Origin of the sequence: Sphingomonas sp. TDK1 (genome assembly GCF_001650735.1) — a bacterium.
Taxonomy (GTDB): domain Bacteria; phylum Pseudomonadota; class Alphaproteobacteria; order Sphingomonadales; family Sphingomonadaceae; genus Sphingomonas.
This window is the reverse complement of the sequence record NZ_LXVY01000006.1, coordinates 116973-135698: the sequence shown is the minus strand read 5'-3', so window position 1 is coordinate 135698 and position 18726 is coordinate 116973. Positions and strand designations below refer to the sequence as shown.

General features: G+C 66.9%; 15 protein-coding genes. 5 read left to right on the top strand and 10 right to left on the bottom strand.

Annotation, left to right across the window (positions count from 1 at the left end; all coding sequences use genetic code 11):
• Positions 1-95 precede the first annotated feature (95 nt).
• Positions 96-1805, bottom strand: a complete 1710-nt coding sequence (locus A7X12_RS07425; RefSeq protein WP_064311020.1) for an SLC13 family permease — start codon at positions 1803-1805, stop codon at positions 96-98.
• A gap of 102 nt (positions 1806-1907) precedes the next feature.
• On the opposite strand from A7X12_RS07425, the gene A7X12_RS07420 reads away from it, so the two are divergent.
• A complete protein-coding gene (locus A7X12_RS07420) occupies positions 1908-3437 on the top strand; it encodes a L,D-transpeptidase family protein (protein ID WP_232318398.1) in 1530 nt (509 codons plus the stop codon).
• 1 nt (position 3438) lies between these two features.
• On the opposite strand, the gene A7X12_RS07415 is transcribed toward A7X12_RS07420, so the two are convergent.
• The 7 genes from A7X12_RS07415 to A7X12_RS07385 form a co-directional block, all read right to left on the bottom strand.
• Positions 3439-4647, bottom strand: coding sequence for a cation:proton antiporter (locus tag A7X12_RS07415; RefSeq protein WP_232318397.1), 1209 nt, complete (start codon positions 4645-4647; stop codon positions 3439-3441).
• Between the two features lie 29 nt (positions 4648-4676).
• Positions 4677-6242, bottom strand: a complete 1566-nt coding sequence (locus tag A7X12_RS07410) for a DUF389 domain-containing protein (protein ID WP_064311018.1) — start codon at positions 6240-6242, stop codon at positions 4677-4679.
• A gap of 73 nt (positions 6243-6315) precedes the next feature.
• Complete coding sequence (locus A7X12_RS07405) at positions 6316-7296, bottom strand: serine hydrolase (RefSeq protein WP_084445200.1); 981 nt, start codon at positions 7294-7296, stop codon at positions 6316-6318.
• 213 nt (positions 7297-7509) lie between these two features.
• Positions 7510-8847 (bottom strand): DUF2254 domain-containing protein, encoded by a 1338-nt coding sequence (locus tag A7X12_RS07400; RefSeq protein WP_064311016.1) that lies wholly within the window; start codon positions 8845-8847, stop codon positions 7510-7512.
• Between the two features lie 99 nt (positions 8848-8946).
• A complete protein-coding gene (locus tag A7X12_RS07395; protein WP_198161949.1) occupies positions 8947-10164 on the bottom strand; it encodes a DUF4118 domain-containing protein in 1218 nt (405 codons plus the stop codon).
• A 127-nt stretch (positions 10165-10291) separates the two neighbouring features.
• Positions 10292-10582, bottom strand: coding sequence for a hypothetical protein (locus A7X12_RS07390; protein ID WP_064311014.1), 291 nt, complete (start codon positions 10580-10582; stop codon positions 10292-10294).
• A 173-nt stretch (positions 10583-10755) separates the two neighbouring features.
• A complete protein-coding gene (locus A7X12_RS07385) occupies positions 10756-13173 on the bottom strand; it encodes a membrane-bound PQQ-dependent dehydrogenase, glucose/quinate/shikimate family (RefSeq protein ID WP_084445184.1) in 2418 nt (805 codons plus the stop codon).
• A 170-nt stretch (positions 13174-13343) separates the two neighbouring features.
• Here A7X12_RS07385 and A7X12_RS07380 point away from each other — a divergent pair, with 170 nt between their 5' ends.
• Positions 13344-14381, top strand: coding sequence for a potassium channel family protein (locus tag A7X12_RS07380; protein ID WP_064311013.1), 1038 nt, complete (start codon positions 13344-13346; stop codon positions 14379-14381).
• Here the strand turns inward: A7X12_RS07380 and A7X12_RS07375 are convergent.
• The gene (locus A7X12_RS07375) at positions 14378-15262 is read right to left on the bottom strand and encodes an MBL fold metallo-hydrolase (protein ID WP_064311012.1); all 885 of its coding nucleotides are present in this window, start codon (positions 15260-15262) and stop codon (positions 14378-14380) included. The genes A7X12_RS07380 and A7X12_RS07375 overlap by 4 nt on opposite strands.
• Before the next feature lie 68 nt (positions 15263-15330).
• Between A7X12_RS07375 and A7X12_RS07370 the strand changes: the two genes are divergently transcribed.
• From A7X12_RS07370 to A7X12_RS07360, 3 genes are read left to right on the top strand one after another with little or no spacing between them, the layout of a single operon-like run.
• Positions 15331-15648, top strand: a complete 318-nt coding sequence (locus A7X12_RS07370; protein WP_064311011.1) for an ArsR/SmtB family transcription factor — start codon at positions 15331-15333, stop codon at positions 15646-15648.
• Positions 15649-15652: 4 nt separating this feature from the next.
• Positions 15653-16171, top strand: coding sequence for a rhodanese family protein (locus tag A7X12_RS07365; RefSeq protein ID WP_064311010.1), 519 nt, complete (start codon positions 15653-15655; stop codon positions 16169-16171).
• A 7-nt stretch (positions 16172-16178) separates the two neighbouring features.
• The gene (locus A7X12_RS07360) at positions 16179-16958 is read left to right on the top strand and encodes a sulfite exporter TauE/SafE family protein (protein WP_064311009.1); all 780 of its coding nucleotides are present in this window, start codon (positions 16179-16181) and stop codon (positions 16956-16958) included.
• Positions 16959-17503: 545 nt separating this feature from the next.
• Here A7X12_RS07360 and A7X12_RS07355 read toward each other — a convergent pair.
• Complete coding sequence (locus A7X12_RS07355) at positions 17504-18721, bottom strand: tyrosine-type recombinase/integrase (RefSeq protein ID WP_064311008.1); 1218 nt, start codon at positions 18719-18721, stop codon at positions 17504-17506.
• Positions 18722-18726 lie beyond the last annotated feature (5 nt).

The window sequence follows — 18726 nt, the reverse complement described above, 5'->3', positions numbered from 1 at the left end:
AATGAAACCCAGGACATGATAGCGTGCGCCGTCGAGGGAACGGAAATTCATGGCCATAGGAAACGGATTGCCCCTCCCCGCCGGGTTTCGCCACGCTATGGGAGGGCAAGGACCATCGCCGCCGTCCCGACGACGAGCACGACGAGGACGGCACCCATGCGCGCATAATCGGTGAAGCGGTAACCGCCGGGCCCCATCACGAGCAGGTTATTCTGGTGGCCGATGGGTGTGAGGAAATCGGCTGAGGTGCCAATCAGCACCGCCAGTAGCGCCGCGTCCGGTCCGATGCCCAGCACCCGCGCGGCATCGATCGCGAGCGGACCCATGATGATCGCGGTCGCAACGTTGTTGAGGAAGATCGACAACAAGAGCGTCATGCTGCAGAGCGCGGCGATTACCACTACGGGTGGTAGGCCGGCGAGCGTAGCACCCAGCCATTCGGCGGCGATGGCGGCGGCGCCGCTCGTCTCGAAGCTGTGGCCGACGGGTATCATTGCCGCGAGCAGTACGATCACGCTCCAGTCGATCGCCTGGTACACTTCGTCCGCTCCCATCAGCCGTGTCGCGACCAATGCAACGGCAGCAGCCAGGAAGGCGAGCGCCGGTGGCGCTCCGAACCCAACAATCGAGACGATCGCGGCGATGAAAATCATCAGGATCGGCGCCGCCTGCCTACGGGCGACGGGCAGGCGATCGACCCGGTCGACCTCGAGCAGTCGCGCAGTGCCGACGAAGCGCGCGAGATCCGCCGGGCGGCCGCGCACGAACAGTTGATCGCCCGCCTCTATACGGAGCGAAGCGAGCGGCGCGCGCCGCCGCGCAGCGCGCGGCCCCACGGCGACAACGGTAAGCGTGTCGTTGCTGCGGATCCGGATCGCCTCGTGACTGAGGCCGATGAGGAACGAACCATGGGCGACGACGACACGCGCTGTAACGCTGTCGCCCTCCGCTTCCTCGATGTCGGACCGTAGCCCGGTGGCCTCCGCAGCGATCCATTGCTGGCGGCGCGACACCACCAGCAGGCGGTCTCCGGCCTCCAGACCGGTTTCCAGCCGGATCCGATGCCCCTCCCGGAAGGCGGCAAGCAGCCGTACCGCTGCCGTCCGTAGGCGCGGAAGCAGACCGGCGAGCGACACGGCAGCCGGTACGGTCAGCTCATAGACCCGCCAGGGCGGCCGCACCGGTCGGTCCATCCCCTGCCGCACCGGCAGCAGCCGCCAACCGACCAGCACGAGGTACAGCAGCCCCACCGCCGACACCGCCACCCCTACCGGCGCCATCTGGAAGAAGCCGAAGCCCGTGCCCAGCTCCTTGGCGCGCACCGAGGACAGGATGAGGTTGGCGGGCGTCCCGATCAGCGTCGTCATGCCGCCCAGGATGGTGGCGAAGGCAAGCGGCATCAGCGTCGCGGCAGGCGGCCGCTTCGCCTCCCTCGCCACCTGCGCGGCGATCGGCATGGTGACGACCAGCGCGGCGATGTTGTTCATGAAGGCGGAAAGGAACGCGCCCAACACCAGCAACACCGCGAGCCGGACGGTAAAGCCTGCGCGCGCCGGCATCAGCACACGCGATACGCTGGCAGCGACGCCGGACAGCTCGATCGCGCGACCGATCACCAGCACCGCCGCGACCGCGATCACGGCCGGATCGGCGAAGCCGGCAAAGGCCTCTGCCGGTGGTGTAAGGCCGAGCAGCACGCAGGCCAGCAACGCCAGCAGCGCCACCAGATCGTGCCGGACGCGCTCGGATACGAACAATACGAGCGCGCCCAGCAAGACGGCAGCGCTGAGGATCGCCGGGGTCACTCGCGACCCGCCTGCCCAAGCGGGGCACAGGCACGATCGACCGATCTGCGGCGCGGGGGCGTTTGCAAGGACATGACTGTTTCAAACCTTCGGTTTCGCTGCATGGTTGCAGCCCCGCTTCTCCTGTCCGTTGCACCTCCCGCCGCCGCAGCTGCCGTTCGCCAGGGTGCCGCTGTTCTCAAGTCCGCGGGGCAGGCGCAGGCTGCGCTCCGGTCGCTCGCAACCGAGCCCGAGCTTCAGCGCTTCTATGATCGGGCACAGTGGCGCCTCGTCTGGACCGACGCGGCCGCGCGCGCCCTCGAAGATGCGATCGCGCACCGTGTCGATCATGGGCTGGATCGGCTGTCCTTTCCGTTCTCCGTCGAGCCTGCCGCAAGTCCCGAGGCGCTAGATGTCGCGCGCACGCGCGCCGCGCTCCGCTATGCCCGCGCGCTGGCCATGGGCGTGGTGGATCCGGCAACGCTGCACGCCGTCTATACGCTGCCCCGCCCCGACGTCGACATCGTCGCAGGGCTCGGTACCGCACTCGACCGCGGCGACCTGCCCGCCTGGCTTGCCGGCCTCGCCCCGCAGGACGCAGACTATCGCCGCCTTTCCGAGGCCTATCGCGCCGCGGTGGCCGAGCAGCGCCTCGGCAACGGCTCCGCCCCCCCAATCGCAGCGAACGGCCTGATCCGCCCCGGCGACCGCGACGATCGCGTTCCGGCGATCGCCAAGCAGCTCGCGGCGGAAGGCTATCTGCTGGACTTCGGTACGACTTCGGCCCCTGCCCCCGCCCCGTCGCACCTATATACCAGCGACATCGCCGATGCGGTGCGGGCGCTGCAGCGCGACTATGGCCTTGCCGAGGACGGGGTCGTCGGTCCGCGCACGATCGAAGTGCTCACCCTGAGCCCCGCCGACCGCGCCCGGGCGCTCGCCGTAGCGCTCGAGCGGCTGCGGTGGCTGGCCCGCAATCCACTGGCGACGCGCATCGACGTCAACATCGCCGCCGCGCGCCTCACTTACTATCGCGACGGCGTGCCGGTCGACACCCGCAAGGTCATCGTCGGAAAGCCGGGCCGGGAAACGCCGCTCCTGTCGTCCCCCATCTATCGCCTGGTCGCCAACCCGACCTGGACAATCCCCAAGTCGATCGAGAATACCGAACTGGCGCATGTCGGCCCCGACTATCTCGCCAGCCACAACATGGTGCGCCGGGGCGGCTATATCGTCCAGCAGCCGGGACCGGACAATGCGCTGGGAATGGTCAAGTTTGACATGATCAACGACCAGGCGATCTACCTTCACGATACCAGCGCGCCGGGCCTGTTCGAGCGCAGCCAGCGGCATCTCAGCCATGGCTGCGTGCGGGTGGAGGATGCGCTGGGCTTCGCGCAACGCATCGCCGAGGACGAAGGCGTGGCCGATCGCTGGCAGGTGGCGAGCGCCAGCGGCGCGCAGACCTTCGTGGCCCTCCCGGTACGCATCCCGGTTCGGCTGCTCTACCAGAATGCCTTTGTCGACGAGATCGGCCGGGTAACGGTCCGCACCGATCCCTATGACTGGAACGGCCCGGTGGCGCGGGCGCTCGGCTTCGTAAACGGTGCGCACACCAGAACGCAGGCCGACGCCATCGACATCGGCCCCTGACTTAATGCTCGGCGTCCGCCGCGCCGGTCAGCTTCCAACGACGGAGCAGCGGCGGCATCGTAAGGCCCTGGGCGAAGATCGAGAAGGCGACGACGCCGAAGGTGACCACGACGATGGCGCCGCGCTCTACCACGTTCGCCGGCACCGCCAGCGCTAGTGCGAGCCCCACCGCCCCGCGCAGCCCGCCCCAGACGAGCACGTGCTGATAGGTTGCCGGCAGCCGCAGCCTCGTATGCGCGAACAGCGCCGCCAGCGGATAGACCGCCGCCGCCCGACCGAGCAGCGTCAGCAGGATGCCCGCGACCAGCGCGCCGCTGACCAGTGCGATCGGCTGATGCGCCTCATGGCTGCCGATCAGCAGGAACAGGCAGGAATTGGCGAGGAAGGCAGCATAGGCCCAGAAATCCTGGACATGCTGGCGCCCGGCAACCGAGATCGAGCCGCGCGGGCCGATCGCGCCGACGATGATCCCGGCAGCGAGCGCGGCGAACACGCCTGAGGCATGGACATGCTCCGCCAGCAGGAAGCTTGCCCAGGCGATCACGGTGGTCAGCGTCACCTCGACAAGATGGTCCTCGGTCCGCCCCGCGACGGTCAGCACCACGAAGGCGATCGCGCCGCCGATCGCCACGCCGCCGAGCACCGTCCAGAGCAGCGATGTCGCGACGCTACCGACGCTGAGCCCGCCGCCCTCGGCGACCGCAATGAGGATCGCGAAGCCCACCGCGGCAACGCCGTCGTTCAGCAGGCTTTCCGACTCCACCACCATGCTCAGTCGCGCTTCGGCCTTCATCTCCTTGAAGGCGGCAATGACCGAGACGGGGTCAGTCGCGGCGATCAGCACGCCGAAGAAGGCCGCGCCCAGCCAGCTCCAGCCCAGCAGCCAATGCATGCCGGCGGTAACCAGCAGCGCGGAGATGGCGACGCCGAGGAACGCCAGCACGACGGTGAGCGGCAATTCCTCGCGGAACCGCTGCCAGCGCAGCTGCAACGCCGCCTCGAAGATCAGCGGCGGCAGGAAGACATTGAAGATCAGCTCGCGCGACAGCGGCAGGTTGGCGCCCACCGGCAGGAACGCGAGCGCGATCCCGGCCAGCACCAGCCCGGCCGTATAGGGCAGCCCGATCCGCCGCGAGATCATCGCCACCAGCGACGCGACAATCAGCAACGTGCCGAGTTCGGGAAGGCCGATTTCGTTCAACGCGGGCACTCCTGAAGCGACTGGGCGGGTGAAAATCCCTAGGGCAGAACCGGCGCCGGGACGAGCGCAAAGCGCTGCCCGGCAGGCGGGGCTGCGCTTGGGGCGAGACCGGCACGGCGCAATTGCTCGGCAATGGCGAGCGCACGTCGCTGCGTGAGGTTGGGTTTCGCTGGCGCGGTGCCCTTGGGCAGACCCGGCACGCCGAGCGCACCGATGTTCCAGCGCCTCGCCGCCCAGATCGACGCAGCGACAGCCTCGGCCGCCCGCGCGTCGAGGCTATCGACATTGTCCGCGAAGCTGATCTCCGGCAGCGGACCCTGGGGCGGGACGATCGCCACCGTCCAGTCGCCTGCGCGCTGCGCCGCCCGCGTCTCGAGCATGCGATAGGCTTCGATCCCCGCCCCCGGCAGCGGCGTCGCGGCAGCGGTGGCGCGGTGATGGTCGCGGTCGACGGTCACGTCGTCGGGCTTCAGGCCGGCGATCAGCGCCACCATCTGCGCGATTTCGGTCGCGCGCTGCGTCTCCTGGTTCGACGCATCCCCTGCCCGCCGCAGTTCCTCGCGCTGTGCCGCCAGCGCGTCGGCGCCTGCGCCGAGCAGCACCTGGTCGAGATTGAGGCGGACCGGACGGCCGAGCTGCGCCGCCATCGCCTTCTGGATGGTCGCGGTCTTCTGCATCGCGTCCTGCGGTGTGATCACCACGGCGCGGACGACGAGCGGCTCGCGGGTGAAGTCGAGGTCGAGCTGGGTGACCCGCGCCTTGGCGCCGAACCGCTCCGCCAGCAGCGATCGCGCCTGGGTGACCGCCACCGCCTCGCGACCGATGCGGTTGAGCGCGATGCCGAGCGGGAACGACATCGCGACGAAGACGAGGATCAGGATCGCCGTCTGGGTCCAGGTCTGGCGGCTCGAGAGATGATGGCCGAAGCCGTAGAAGCGCGCCATCGCGGTGGCGGAGAGCGCAATGGTGATGAAGTTGGTGACAAACAACGCCAGCGCACCCATCCCCACCGGCGCGTTCCAGGTGGCGATGCCATAGCCGACCACCGCCAGCGGCGGCATCAATGCGGTGGCGATGGCAACGCCGACGATGGTTTCGCCCCGCCCGCGAATGATCGCATAGGTACCCGCCAGCGCCGCGAACAGCGCAACGGCTAGGTCGAACAGATTGGGCCGGGTGCGCGCAACGATCTCCGAGGTCGGCGCTTGGAGCGGGGAGATGGTAACGATCAACGCCGTGAAGGCGACGGCTGCAAAGGCGCCGATCGCCAGCGCCTTGAGCGACCTTCGCAGCTCGACGAAGTCGAACAGCGCGAGGCTGAAGCCGAAGCCGAGAATGGGGTTCATCAACGGCGAGATCAGCATCGCGCCGATCACCACCGCCGGCGAGGACAGCAGCAGCCCTAGCACCGCGATCCCGGCGGACATCATCGTCATGAAGGCGAAGCGGCCGGACCAGCCGCTGTCCTCCACGATCCGGGCGACCACCGCCTCGTGGTCGATCGGCGCTACCACCGACTGGCGCCACCAGCGGTACAGGGCCAGATGCAACAGGCGCTCGCGAATGCGGGCACGACGATCCGTTGCTTCGATGGCGTCGTCCAAGGCGATCCTCGTCCCTTTTTCTTTTCGTTGAACGCAGGTTAGGCGATTTCCACCCGGAAAGCGAAGACGCGCCTCATTCCGCCGTGCGGATCACCGCGCGGGTGACGTCACCCATCAGCCGCATCCGCACCGGGATCGACTGGCGCGTGCTTGCGATCATCACCGCCACCGCATAGCGGTGCCCGTCGGGTGCCGTGAGCAGGCCGACATCGTTATAGCCGGTGGCGAGATTGCCGAGTTCCTGGCCGGTGCCGGTCTTGTGCGCCATCTTCCAGCCGGGCTGCAGGCCGGACTTCAGGCGCAAAGGGCCGGTCTTGCTCGCGAGCATGATCCGGAAAAGTCGATCGGTAGAGCCATGGCTGAGCAGCTTGCCCTGCGCTAGCAGCGACAGGCCCAGCGTCACGCCGTTGGCGGTCGCGCCGTCATAGGGCGCAGCCAGATAGCGATCGAGCGCCTTGCGGCGCTCTGCCGCAGGCATGGCCGCGCGCGCCTGGAGAAAGCCCCAGCCGCCTGCCCATTCCTTGCGCCAGACCAGACCGGCGGTCTTCGCCTGAAGCTCACGCTCGCCGGGGCCGAAGCCGACGCCATCGATGCCCTTCTCCTTCAGCATGCGGCGGATTGCGGCAGGACCGCCGACCTTCCACAGCAGTACGTCGTTGCAGGTATTGTCGCTGCGGGTCAGCGCGCATTCGAGCAGTGCGCCTACCGTGGTGCGATAGCCGCTCGAACCAACCAGCGGGCGGATTGGCTGGTGGAAGACCGTGAGATCGGCACGGGTAACCGTCACCGGGGTGGCAAGCGAGAGGCGCTGGTGATCGATCGCATCGAACACGGCGATCGCCACCCACAGCTTGCTGACGCTCTGCTGCGGATGCGGTCGGTCACCGTTCCATGCGACCATCCAGCCACGATCGACATCCCGCACCGAGATCGCAACCTGCCCCTGGAACCCGGCGCCGAGTGCCTGCACCGCGTTGAGCAAGGCTGCCGGCGGCTCGTCGGACCGCCTGGGCCTTGGCTTCGCGGAGGTCGCGTCGATCGGCGGCGCGACCAGCGTCGGCCGTGCAACGGGCGGCGGCGGTGGTGCCTTTACAGCGACAGGGGGAGCAGCGGGTACACAGGCGGCGAGCAGGATAGCCGGCGCAACGTGCGCGCCGAAGCGGACGACAGTATCGATACGTGGCAAATAGCCCTCCTTTCCAAACGGCTTACCGTCGGAAGCTCAGGAATGCAGGGCGCGCTGCCTCGGTTCGTCGCCCAACAGTGGTCATTCGTCGCCAACGAGGATCGTTGCCCGCACCGCGCGCGCTGCCGCGACGACACGTCGCGCATCATGGTCCAGGAGAGCCTCGTTCGCCTTGAACTCGATCCGGTCCACCCACCGCGCGAGAAGCGCGCGGCGATCGGCATTGTCGCAGTCCGCGGCAATCTCCCCCAGCATGTGCAGGTAATGGAGCGCTGCGATCGTGCTGGTCCCCGCATGCTGCAGCAGTGCGCCGAACGAACGTTCCAGCAGCGCCGGGAAATCGAGCGGATGCGCGATCACCCGAACCATGCCCGCCTCGTCCCGACGCAGCGGCTCCGGCAGCTTTCTGCGACCGAGATCCGAGAGCGCCGCCCCGAGCCAGTCCATGCAAGTGACCGCAGTGAAGGGATCATTGATGCCGGGAGAGAGCGCCCGGTCGGCAATCTCGACAAGTTCGTCGATCAGAAAGCGCAGGTCCTGTAACGCGGTACGCTGGGCGCCGAGCGCGAAGGCGCCTTGCAGTTGGCCTATGCACGCATCGTCGCACCGCTCGGCCGGCCACATTTCCAGCAGCGTTCGACCTTCATGCACGAAATCTCCCGGCCGGTAGCGGATGCGGCACACCAGATCGGAATCCGTAGCGGTCCGCATCAGCAGATCCTCGTCGATCAGCTGGATATAGCCGGTGCCCCGCGCCCCGACCGCGCGCGGGCTGCCGTCCGGCTCCAGGCGATCTTTCGCTTCCGTCTCGGCGGTATTGGGGTCGGCGGTACCGATCACGCTCGGGAAGCGGCGGTCCACTTCGTGCAGCAAGCGGCGGCCGATATCTTCGATCACGCTGTTGATGTGGATGCGCTGCGGCACGTGGTGGATGAAAAAGATCAGCACGCCCACGGAACAGACCGCAAGCAGCAACGCCACCAGCACCGCGAGATTCGGCACGAACGCGGCGGCACCGGACTCCTCCGGGGACCGCACCGTCCGCAGCACGATGATGCAATAGAGGAAGGTGGCGATAAAGGTGCCAAGCGTGATCTGGTTGCCCCGATCGCGCATGAAATTGCTGAGCAGTCGCGGCCCATATTCGCCCGAGGCATAGACGACCGCGGCGATCGTCACCGAGAAAACGGTGCCGGCCACGGTGATCATCGATCCGCCGATCGCGGAGAGCAGTTGCCGCGCGCCGCTGGGTCGTGAAGCATGCAGCCAGGCGAAGCGGTCCATCCAGCCCGATCCGTCCTGCCCGTCCAGCCACACCATGCCGCCGGCCAGCAGTACCGCCGCCAGCGTCATCACCGTCGGGATGAACCAGTAGCTCTGGCGGAGCTGATCGGCGAGGCGGACCATCACAGCTTTCATGCCAGCTCTCGAGCAAGCGCCGTCGTGGCGAACACCATGCCTGTTTCTCCTTCCGCATTCCAACGCATCGACCACCTGGAAGGCGCCGTGGCTACTCGCTTATGCCCGTGACGCTTCGCGCATCCTGTCTTCGAGCCGCAGCCGCTCATGCGCCAGGGCCGCCTGCGCGATCAGCGTGTGCAACAGCAGTTTCTGCACCGCATTCACCGGATCCCGTCCGTCGTCGCGCGCGATGCCGAGCACGGCGAGCATGCCAAGTGAGGTTTTCAATGGATGGAACTGCCAGTCCGCTGCGCCCAACACGGCGGTTCCGACACCGGCCGCCTCCCCATTCGCCCAGGCCCAGTCGAGCGCGGCCTGGTTGACCGGGCCGAGCCGGATCTGGCTGGGGATCGACGCCACGTGGCAAATCGCACCGTCGACTTCGCGGTACATCGTCGCCTGCACGTCGAACAGGCGATGGACGTGCTCGCAAACCGTCCGCGCAGTCGTCTCCCAATCGGCGTCCCGCGTCAGCTTCTGCGCGAGCGCGGCGATGCTCGCATTCTCCTGCGCGCTGCGGTCGCTGAGCACCAGCCGGCCGCGCAGCCGTGCGGTAATCGTGCTCGTATAGACCGCCACTGCCCCGAGGACGCCGCCCATCACCAGGTTGAGCGGGGCGTGCAGGTTGAACGCGTTGAGCGGGCGCATGAGGAAATAGTTATAGCCTAGCACCGCGAGCGCCACGGCGAGCAGGGCCGGGCCAAGCCCCAGTCGCGCAGCGACAGCGATCACCGGGAAAAGGAACAGCAGATCGAGCGTGCGAAGCCCGACAAGGGCCTGCAACAGACCCGCTACCACCAGGGTTAGCGCTACAGCGCCAGCCGAAAGCAGATAATGGTGGAAGGGTATCGAAGCGGCCGGCCGGCCGGCGCTGTTCCACCGGCCGCGATCCTCCTCGCGGGCATGGGGGAAGCGATGGACCGCCAGGCGCTGTTCGTCCGCGAGAAGGCGGTCGGCGATGCCGGGGCTGCGAAACCAGCTGCGGCGACCTTCCGCGGTGTGGCCCAATACGAGATGCCGGATCGGCGTGGTTCGAAGATGCGCCTGGATTCCGTCTGCGGCCGATGCGGCGGGCACCCGCGCGATGGTGGCTCCCAGCTTTGCCGCCGTGGCAAGCGCCGCCGCGGCCCGAAGCCCGCGAGGCGAATCGCGGTCGGCGGCAGGCGTCTCGACATGCAGCGCTTCCCAGGGAACGCCGAGCCGCGCCGCAAGCGATCGTGCCTGCTGTACAAGCCATTCGGAATGCGGCGAGCCGCTGACGGCGACGGTGAGCATCCCCATCCCCTCCGGATGATGGGAACCGGCGCCGGAGGCGGAGGGACCCGTTGTCATGCCGCAGCCTTCCCATACGGCCTGCCGCCAATGGGGTAGCGTAGCGATCCTCCGCTTGGGGCGCGCAGCGTCAGGACGGCAAAATGGGCGTGTCGCCGAGCCGCTCCGCGCCCGAAAACAGGCCTTCGAGCCTGCGCCGGAGATGCGCTGCGAAGGCCGCGTCGTACCGGCGCGCAGGGGCGGCCTGCTCCATCAACTCGTTGAACATGGAGTCGCGCACGCGATCGATCGCATCGGGAGATAGAAGCTTCGCCGCTTCGAGCTCCCGGCAAAGCTGCAACAGGCCGGCGGCGGTCGCCAGCGCGCGGAAGCCCGCCAGATTGAGCGAATGGTGTAATTCGGTCCTTGATTCCTCTGCCATAAGTCTTCCCGGTTCTAAGCCGTGAATGATCGTGTAGCCCGTCGCCCGCGAAAGGCACGCTCTTCTCTAGTCGGGCTAAACAAAGGATACGCCCAGCAACCCCTTGGTACCATTGCAGTAAGAACAATCGCGGGTGCGCTTCCCGGAAGGCGGTACAGGTCTCCATCAACGCCCTAGGACGGCAGCGCATAGGCCACCACTTCATCGCCGATCGGCGTCTTCATGAAATGATGGCCGCCCGCATAGATCACCAGATACTGCCTGCCGCCGATCTCGTAGGTGATCGGCGTCGCCTGGCCGCCGGCCGGCAGCACGTCCTTCCACAGCGTCTTGCCGGTGCGCAGATCGATCGCGCGGATCAGGTTGTCGGTGGCGGCCGCGACGAAGATGAGCCCGCCCGCGGTCACTACCGATCCCCCATTGTTGGGCGTACCGATGGTGATTGGCAGCATCGAGGGGATGCCAAACGGCCCGTTGGTGCGCGCCTCGCCTAGCGGGCGGTCCCAGATCGTCTTGCCCGTCGCCATGTCGATCGCACGAATGCCGCCATAGGGGGGCTGCTTGCAGAGCATACCGGTGAAGGGCAGCTGCCACCCCGCATTGACGTCGATGGCATAGGGGGTGTGCGCCTGGGGATCCCCCGCGCCTTCCGCCCCGCCGATCTTGCCGCGGGCCTGGTCGCGCGGTTGCCACCCACGCTTGTTCGCCTCGGCGCGCGGCACCAGCCGGACATAATTGGGCATGTCGTTGTAGTTGGCTACGATCACGCCGCGCTGCGGGTCGACCGCGATGCCGCCCCAGTCGGTGCCGCCATTGTACCCAGGATATTCGATCGAGTGTCGGTCCGCCTCGGGGGGCGTAAAGAAGCCCTTGTAGCTCGCCCGGCGGAACTGGATGCGGCACACCATCTGGTCGATCGGCGACATGCCCCACATGTCGCGCTCGGTCAGGTCGGGCTTGCGCAGCGTATGCCAGAGCGACACCGGCTGGGTTGCGGCGCGCTGTTGCGGCTCGACGCCGATCTGCGGTGCTTTGATCTCGCCGACCGGGGTCAGCGGGCGGCCCGTACGGCGATCCAAGATGTAGATGTCGCCCTGTTTTGACGGCAGCACCATCGCCGGGACACCCTTGTAATCGATCAGCGTCGCCTGGGCGCCAAAGTCGTAATCCCAAACATCCTTGCGCACCGCCTGGAAGCGCCAGCGCGGCTTGCCGGTGGTCACGTCGAGCGCGACCAGCGAAGTGGCAAACTGGTTCTCCTGAGGGCGGCGCAGGCTGGAATAATAATCGGCCGCCGCGTTACCCATGGGCAGATAGACGAGGCCGAGCTGCTCGTCACCGCTGGCCATGGTCCACATGTTCGGCGTGCCGCGTGCCCATTCCTGCCCCGCGGGCGGATAGCCGTTCCACTCCGGGTGCATCATGTCCCACGCCCAGCGCAGCTTGCCGGTGCGCGCGTCGAAGCCCTGGATCACGCCCGAGGGCGCCCAGCGGTCCTGCCCGTCGAGCACCTGATGGCCAACGACGAGCACGCCGCGCACCAGCGTCGGCGGCGAATTGATCGAGACATAGCCCGCCGGTACCTGCCCCATGCCCTGCTTGATATCCGCCTGGCCGTTGCTGCCGAAATCGGCACAGGGCCGGCCGCTGCGCGCATCCACCGCGACCAGCCGCGCATCGAGCGTGCCTTCGATCACGCGCGTCGCGCAGGGCTGGTCCGCCGCCATGCCGGGCACGGCATAATAGACCACGCCCCGGCACGCGGCCGTGTATGGGATGGCCTTGTCGGGCACGTTGGGGTCGTAGTGCCAGCGCTGCTCACCCGTGGCGGCATTGAGCGCAATCAGGATGTTCTTCGGCGTGCAGAGGTACAGGCTGTCGCCGATCTTCAGCGGCGTGTTCTCGGCACCATAGGTCTTGGCGATCCTGGGCGAGCTCGGCATGTCGCCGGTGTGGATCAGCCAAGCGCGCTTGAGGCTGCCGACGTTGGACGCGTTGATTTGCGCGAGCGGGGAATAGCGCCGGGCGCTACCCGTACCGCCATAGCTCGGCCAGTCGGCGCCGGTCTGCTGGGCCGACGGATCGGCCATGCCCTGGGTACCCGGCGCGGGCAGCGCACCCTGCACCCAGTCGGGCTGACCGGCCGCGGCCACAGCAAGGTCCACGCCGGTGATCGCCACCGCGGCCAGCACGCCGGCCAACGCGAACCGCCACCGCTCACGTCGGACGCTCATCGTCGCCATCGCCGCGAGCACCGCCACCAGCAGCACGACCGGCGCGATGATCCGCGGCACCTGCGCCCAGGCATTGGCGCCGACTTCCCACCAGGCCCAGAGGAAAGTGAGGACGACGATCGCGAGATAGAGCCAGCCGCCAAGCGTCCGCCCGCGCACCAGCAGCACCCCCGCTCCCACCATCGCGACGCCGGTGACGAGGTAATAGAGCGAGCCGCCGAGCACCGCCAGCCAGGCGCCGCCGATCGCTAGCACCAGCCCGATCAACGCCACCACCGCACCCACTACCCGTCCGGTCCAACTCAGATGCGACGGATCGCTGAAAATGGCGCGAGTGATGGTGCGGGCGTCGGACATCAAGGGCTCTCCCGAGAGCGCGGAACGGCAGCGGCACAACCGTTCGGCCTGCGAAGGCAACAGGTTCAGACCCCAAGCGATTCCTCGGCAGCAATGTTCCGTAACAGTCGAAAAAGCACCGCAGCGCTGCGGTTGCTTCCGCGTCCGGCATCACGCTAAACCCCCGACCGATGGCCCGGCGCAATCCTCGTCGATGGATCGGAGAAGCGCCCGTCCTGCGCCATCGTGGGCGTACGCCCGCCTGGGTGTCGCTGGGCTGGCGGATGGCACTGGCACTTGCGCTGATCGGGGTCGCACTTGCCGGCCACTGGTTGGATCGGGACGGGCTGCGCGACAACACCGACGGCAAGGTCAGTTTCGTCGACGTCGTCTATTTCACGATGATCACCGTGACGACGGTGGGCTATGGCGACATCGTGCCGGTAACGGACCGCGCGCGGATGTTCGATACGTTCGTCGTCACCCCGGTGCGGCTGTTCGTCTGGCTGATTTTTCTCGGCACGGCCTATGATTTCGTGCTGCGCGGGGTCTGGGAGAAGTGGCGAATGCGAAACCTGCAGCGCGATCTGAATGGCCACGTCATCGTCGCGGGCCATGGAACGAGCGGCACGGAGGCGGTGGCCGAACTGCTCCGCCGGGGCAAGCCGCACGATGCCATCGTGGTGATCGATCCGCATGCCGACGCGGTGGCCCGCGCCGAGGCCGAAGGCGTGATGGTGTTGGAAGGCGATGCCAGCCGCAACGCCACGCTGGACGCCGTGAAGGTTGCCAAGGCCAGCGCCATGATCGTCGCGGCGGGGCGCGACGACACGTCCATCCTGATCGTGCTGACCGCGCGACGCCTGGCCCCCGCGCTTCCGATCAGCGTCGTCATCCGATCGGAAGACAATGAAGCTTTGGCCGTGCAGGCCGGCGCCACCACCGTAATCAATCCGGCGAGCTTCGCCGGCCTCTTGCTGGCGGGATCGACCACCGGCCCGCACCTAGCCGAGTATATGATGGACCTGGCCGGGCTCCACGGCGCCGTCTCGCTCCGTGAACGCGCGGTGGCCGCGAGCGAGATCGGGTCGCCGCTGTCCGCCATCACCACCGGCGCAGGCCTGCGCCTGTATCGCGGCGGCCAGCGTTACGGCTTCTGGCAAGCCGAGGCACGGTCGCTCCAGCCCGGTGACACGATCATCGAGGTCGTCCCCTCAGACGATACTTAAGCAGGCGGGCCTTCCTTCGTCCTCCACTTCACCGGGATGCGCAGATAGGTGACGCCATTTGCCTCGGCCTGGTGGAAATGCCCGGCGCGGATGTTGACCTGGATCGAGGGCAGCAACAGCTTGGGCACCGGCAGCCCGGCATCGCGCTGCTCGCGCATCGCCACGAACGCGTCTTCGCTTACACCGTCATGGATATGGACGCTCGATTGGCGCTGTTCGCCAACCGTCGTCTCCCAGCGATAGTCGTCGCGCCCGGGCGCCTTGTAGTCGTGGCACAGAAACAGCCGCGTGGCGTCGGGAAGCGCGAGCAGGCGACGGATCGAGCGGTACAGCGTGCGCGCATCGCCGCCAGGGAAGTCGGCGCGCGCGGTGCCATAATCCGGCATGAACAGCGTGTCGCCGACGAAGACGGCATCGCCGATCCGGTAGGCCAGATCGGCGGGCGTATGGCCGGGCACGTGTAGCACCTCCACCGCCAGCGTGCCGATTGCGAAACGATCACCGTCCTCGAACAGCCGGTCGAAATCCGACCCGTCGGTCTTCAGATCGTCCATCGCAAAAACCGGACGGAAGATCTTCTGCACGTCGCGAATATGCACGCCGATCCCGACCCAGGCCCCGGTCTGCGCTGCGAGAAATGGCGCGGCCGACAGATGATCGGCATGGGCATGCGTCTCCAGCACCATGGCGATCCGCCAGCCATGATCACGTGCGAAGGCAAGGATCGCCTCGGCCGAACGCGTATCGGCGATGCCGCTCGCCGGATCGAAGTCGAGCACGGGATCGATCACCGCGGCAACGCGCGTGGCGGGATCGCCGGCGAGGTAGCTGATCGTGTTGGTGGCATCGTCGAAGAACGCTTCGATGCAGGGCTGCGCCATGATTTCCTCCGTTAGCACTTGCTAATATATTAGAGGATGCTACATAAGCAAGCGCTAATGGAGTTCACATGATGCTCAAACCGCCGATGGACCTGGCAACCTTCGAGACAAAGGCCGGCCTGGTTGCCGACACGCTGAAGGCGATCGGCAACGCACGGCGACTGATGCTGCTGTGCAAGCTCGTCGAGCAGGGCGAGAGGACGGTCGGCGATCTCGCCCGCGAGGTGGGGCTGTCGCAATCTGCCTGTTCGCAGCACCTTGCCAAGATGCGCGACGAGGGCCTCGTTGCCTATCGGCGCGAAAGCCAGACGCTCTGGTACGCCATCGCCGACCCGCGCGTCGAAACGCTGCTCGCCACCCTGTACCAGCTCTACTGCAAGGATTGATGCGATGACGCTTGCACCCCTTTCCCCCGCCGACACCCGCGCCGCGATCGAGGCCGGCGCGCGACTGGTCGACATTCGCGGCGCCGACGAGCATGCCCGCGCGCGCATCCCCGGTGCGTTGCACCTTCCGCTCGAGCGGATCGGCGAGCTGCCCCGCGACGGGCGCCAGGTCATCTTCCACTGCCGGTCCGGCATGCGCACCGCAACGAATGTGGCACAGCTCCGCGCGGCGGCAGGAGACGCCCCGTCCTATGTCCTCGCAGGCGGCATCGATGCATGGCGGACGGCAGGCCATCCCGTGATCGCCGACCCTTCGCAACCGATCGAGATCATGCGCCAGGTGCAAATCACGGCAGGCGCGCTGGTGCTGGCCGGAGTGCTGCTCAGCCTCTTCGTCGCCCCGGGATTTATCGGCCTGTCGGCCTTTATCGGCGCAGGGCTGATGTTCGCCGGCAGTACCGGCTGGTGCGGGATGGCAAACCTGTTGCGGTTGATGCCTTGGAATCGGCGCGCAGGCGCTTGAGGCGAGAATGGACACCGCCACGCTTCTCGCCACGCTCGCCTCCGGAGGCGTGATCGGTCTGGTCCTCGGCCTGGTCGGCGGGGGAGGATCGATCCTCGCCGTACCCCTGCTGGTCTACGTCGTCGGCGTCGGATCGCCGCACGCCGCGATCGGCACCGCTGCGGTTGCCGTCACGGTCAACGCGCTCGCTAGCCTTCTCGGCCATGCCCGGGCCGGACGCGTGAAATGGCGATGCGCCGGCGTCTTCGCAGTCTCGGGCATGATCGGCGCGGCATTGGGCGCAGAACTCGGCAAGGCGTTCGACGGCAAGCGGCTGCTTGTCCTGTTCGGGCTGCTGATGATCGGCGTCGGCCTGTCCATGCTACGCAAGCGCCGCGCAACCGAGGCTCCCGACGTCCGCCTCACCCGCAGCAGCGCCGCGACGCTGCTGCCCCGGCTTGTACCGATTGGCCTCGCCGTCGGGCTGGCGGCTGGCTTCTTCGGGATCGGCGGCGGATTTCTGATCGTGCCCGGGCTGATCCTCGCGACGGCCATGCCCCTCCCCTTCGCGATCGGCACATCGCTGGTCGTGGTGAGCGCGCTCGGTCTCACGACGGCGACCTCCTACGCCCTGTCCGGTCTGGTCGACTGGAGCGTAACGGCGGTGCTGATCATGGGCGGGGTTGGCGGGACGCTGGCAGGAATATCGCTGGGCAAAATGCTCGGCGCCAGGAAGGGACTGTTAGAACGTGGATTCGCTGCCGTCGTGATCAGTGTTGGCGGCTACGTCATCGCCTCTGCGTTATAAAATTCGCTTCCCAGTCTAATACAGAAGCAGTGTCCCGCAAATAATTTACCATGCATATAGGAAAAATACTTCCCAGGCACAAAGCAAAAAAATACTTAAGATCCGCTGACGCGATGGATAAAAACCTAAACTTCGCCGTATCATCGGTCAGATCCAGCCCACCAAAATGCACGCGCGCTGCCTCGATGCACGCGCGCACGTTGACCGAAGCGCGTCGGGCTTCGTCGCTTGCCTATCCGTCATGACTGGCGCACTCGCGACGGCGGAGAGTGGCGTGTTCCTGTTGACTCAGGCCGCGATAGAGACGCTGCCGTTGCCAGGCCTATCGCCAAACGACGCATTCTGGTCGAGGCTGCCGAGCGATCATGGCACATCTCCGACGTTCGTAGTTGCCCAACCCGATCACGTTTGTGCTTCGAACCCGATTTACGAAAAGGGGAGTGGGGCCTGACCCCTGGGGCCCCGTTTTTGCTGCAGCGCGGTAAGTACTTGTGTTGATGAGCGCATTGTGATCCGTTCGATTCCTGCAACCGATTAGGCCGACTTCAACCGCGCTTCTTGAATTTAGCCTTGATTACCGTGCCCCCTACCCGCAGTTGGTCGAGATAGTCCGACCACCACTGCGCCATGCGAACGCGTTCCTCCCAATGCGCGCCACGATGATAGGCTGCTCGGACGCGATCCCGTTCGCCATGGGCCAACGCACGCTCGATCGCATCGGGGTGCCAAAGGCCGGATTCATTGAGCAGCGTGCTCGCCATGGCCCGGAAGCCGTGGCTGGTCATTTCGTCATGCTCAAAGCCCAGGCGCCGAAGTGCGACATTCAACGTGTTGTCGGAGATCGGACGCAACGTCGTGTGCAGCGCGGGAAACAGGAATTCGCTTGAGCGGGCAAGCGACCGCAGATCCTGAAGCAGATACAGCACCTGCCGGGATAGCGGCACAGCGTGCGGCTGCTTCATCTTCATGCGCTCTGCGGGCACGCGCCACACCTTCTCGGCGAAGTCGATCTCGCTCCATTTCGCCTGCCGGAGCTCACCCGGCCGGAGGAACACGTGCGGTGCGATCCGCAGCGCGTAGAGCGTTTCGGGGCGCCCCTGATAGTCTTCGATCGCGCGAAGCAGTTCCCCGACCTTCTTCGGTTCAACGATCGCGGCGTGGTGCTTCACACGAGGTACGGTCAGCGCCCCCCGGAGAATGTCCGCCGGGTTCTTTTCGGTGCGTAGCGTTGCGAAGCCATAGCGGAACACGCGGCCTGCGAAGGAGCGCAGCCGCACCGCCGTTTCATGATGCCCTCGGCGCTCGACCCGCTTCAGCACGTCGAGCATTTCGTGCGGGGTTATCGCCGCGATAGGCCGCCGGGCGATGCCCGCTAGCAGTTCCAGAAACCAGTGCGCCTTCTTGAGGGTGGCCGCCGACTTCCCCTCCCGCTCCATCTTTTCGATATACTCCTTCGCGACGACCTCGAAGGTGGTCTTCGCCGCCAATTCCGCTTGGAGGCGCTTCTGCCGCTTCTCCTCAACCGGATCGATCCCGTCGTCGAGCTCGGCCTTCGCCAAGTCCCGCGCCCGCCGCGCCTGCTGGAGCGATACGTCGGGGAAGCTGCCGAGCGACAGCTTCCGCTCGATCCCGCAGCAGCGATAGCGGAACCGCCAGAGCAGGGCGCCGCTGGGTTGAACGAGCAGATAGAGCCCGTCGGAGTCGAAAACCTTGAAGGGCCGGGGTGCCGGCTGAAGCGCTCGAATCTGGACCACGGTAAGCATGGGGC

Coding starts and splice junctions, on each gene's coding strand:
- A7X12_RS07390 (WP_064311014.1), bottom strand. CDS start 10,582: ATGGCAGAGGAATCAAGGACCGAATTACACCATTCGCTCAATCTGGCG.
- A7X12_RS07365 (WP_064311010.1), top strand. CDS start 15,653: ATGACGCTTGCACCCCTTTCCCCCGCCGACACCCGCGCCGCGATCGAG.
- A7X12_RS07355 (WP_064311008.1), bottom strand. CDS start 18,721: ATGCTTACCGTGGTCCAGATTCGAGCGCTTCAGCCGGCACCCCGGCCC.
- A7X12_RS07360 (WP_064311009.1), top strand. CDS start 16,179: ATGGACACCGCCACGCTTCTCGCCACGCTCGCCTCCGGAGGCGTGATC.
- A7X12_RS07395 (WP_198161949.1), bottom strand. CDS start 10,164: ATGCTCACCGTCGCCGTCAGCGGCTCGCCGCATTCCGAATGGCTTGTA.
- A7X12_RS07420 (WP_232318398.1), top strand. CDS start 1,908: ATGGTTGCAGCCCCGCTTCTCCTGTCCGTTGCACCTCCCGCCGCCGCA.
- A7X12_RS07385 (WP_084445184.1), bottom strand. CDS start 13,173: ATGTCCGACGCCCGCACCATCACTCGCGCCATTTTCAGCGATCCGTCG.
- A7X12_RS07370 (WP_064311011.1), top strand. CDS start 15,331: ATGATGCTCAAACCGCCGATGGACCTGGCAACCTTCGAGACAAAGGCC.
- A7X12_RS07375 (WP_064311012.1), bottom strand. CDS start 15,262: ATGGCGCAGCCCTGCATCGAAGCGTTCTTCGACGATGCCACCAACACG.
- A7X12_RS07400 (WP_064311016.1), bottom strand. CDS start 8,847: ATGAAAGCTGTGATGGTCCGCCTCGCCGATCAGCTCCGCCAGAGCTAC.
- A7X12_RS07380 (WP_064311013.1), top strand. CDS start 13,344: ATGGCCCGGCGCAATCCTCGTCGATGGATCGGAGAAGCGCCCGTCCTG.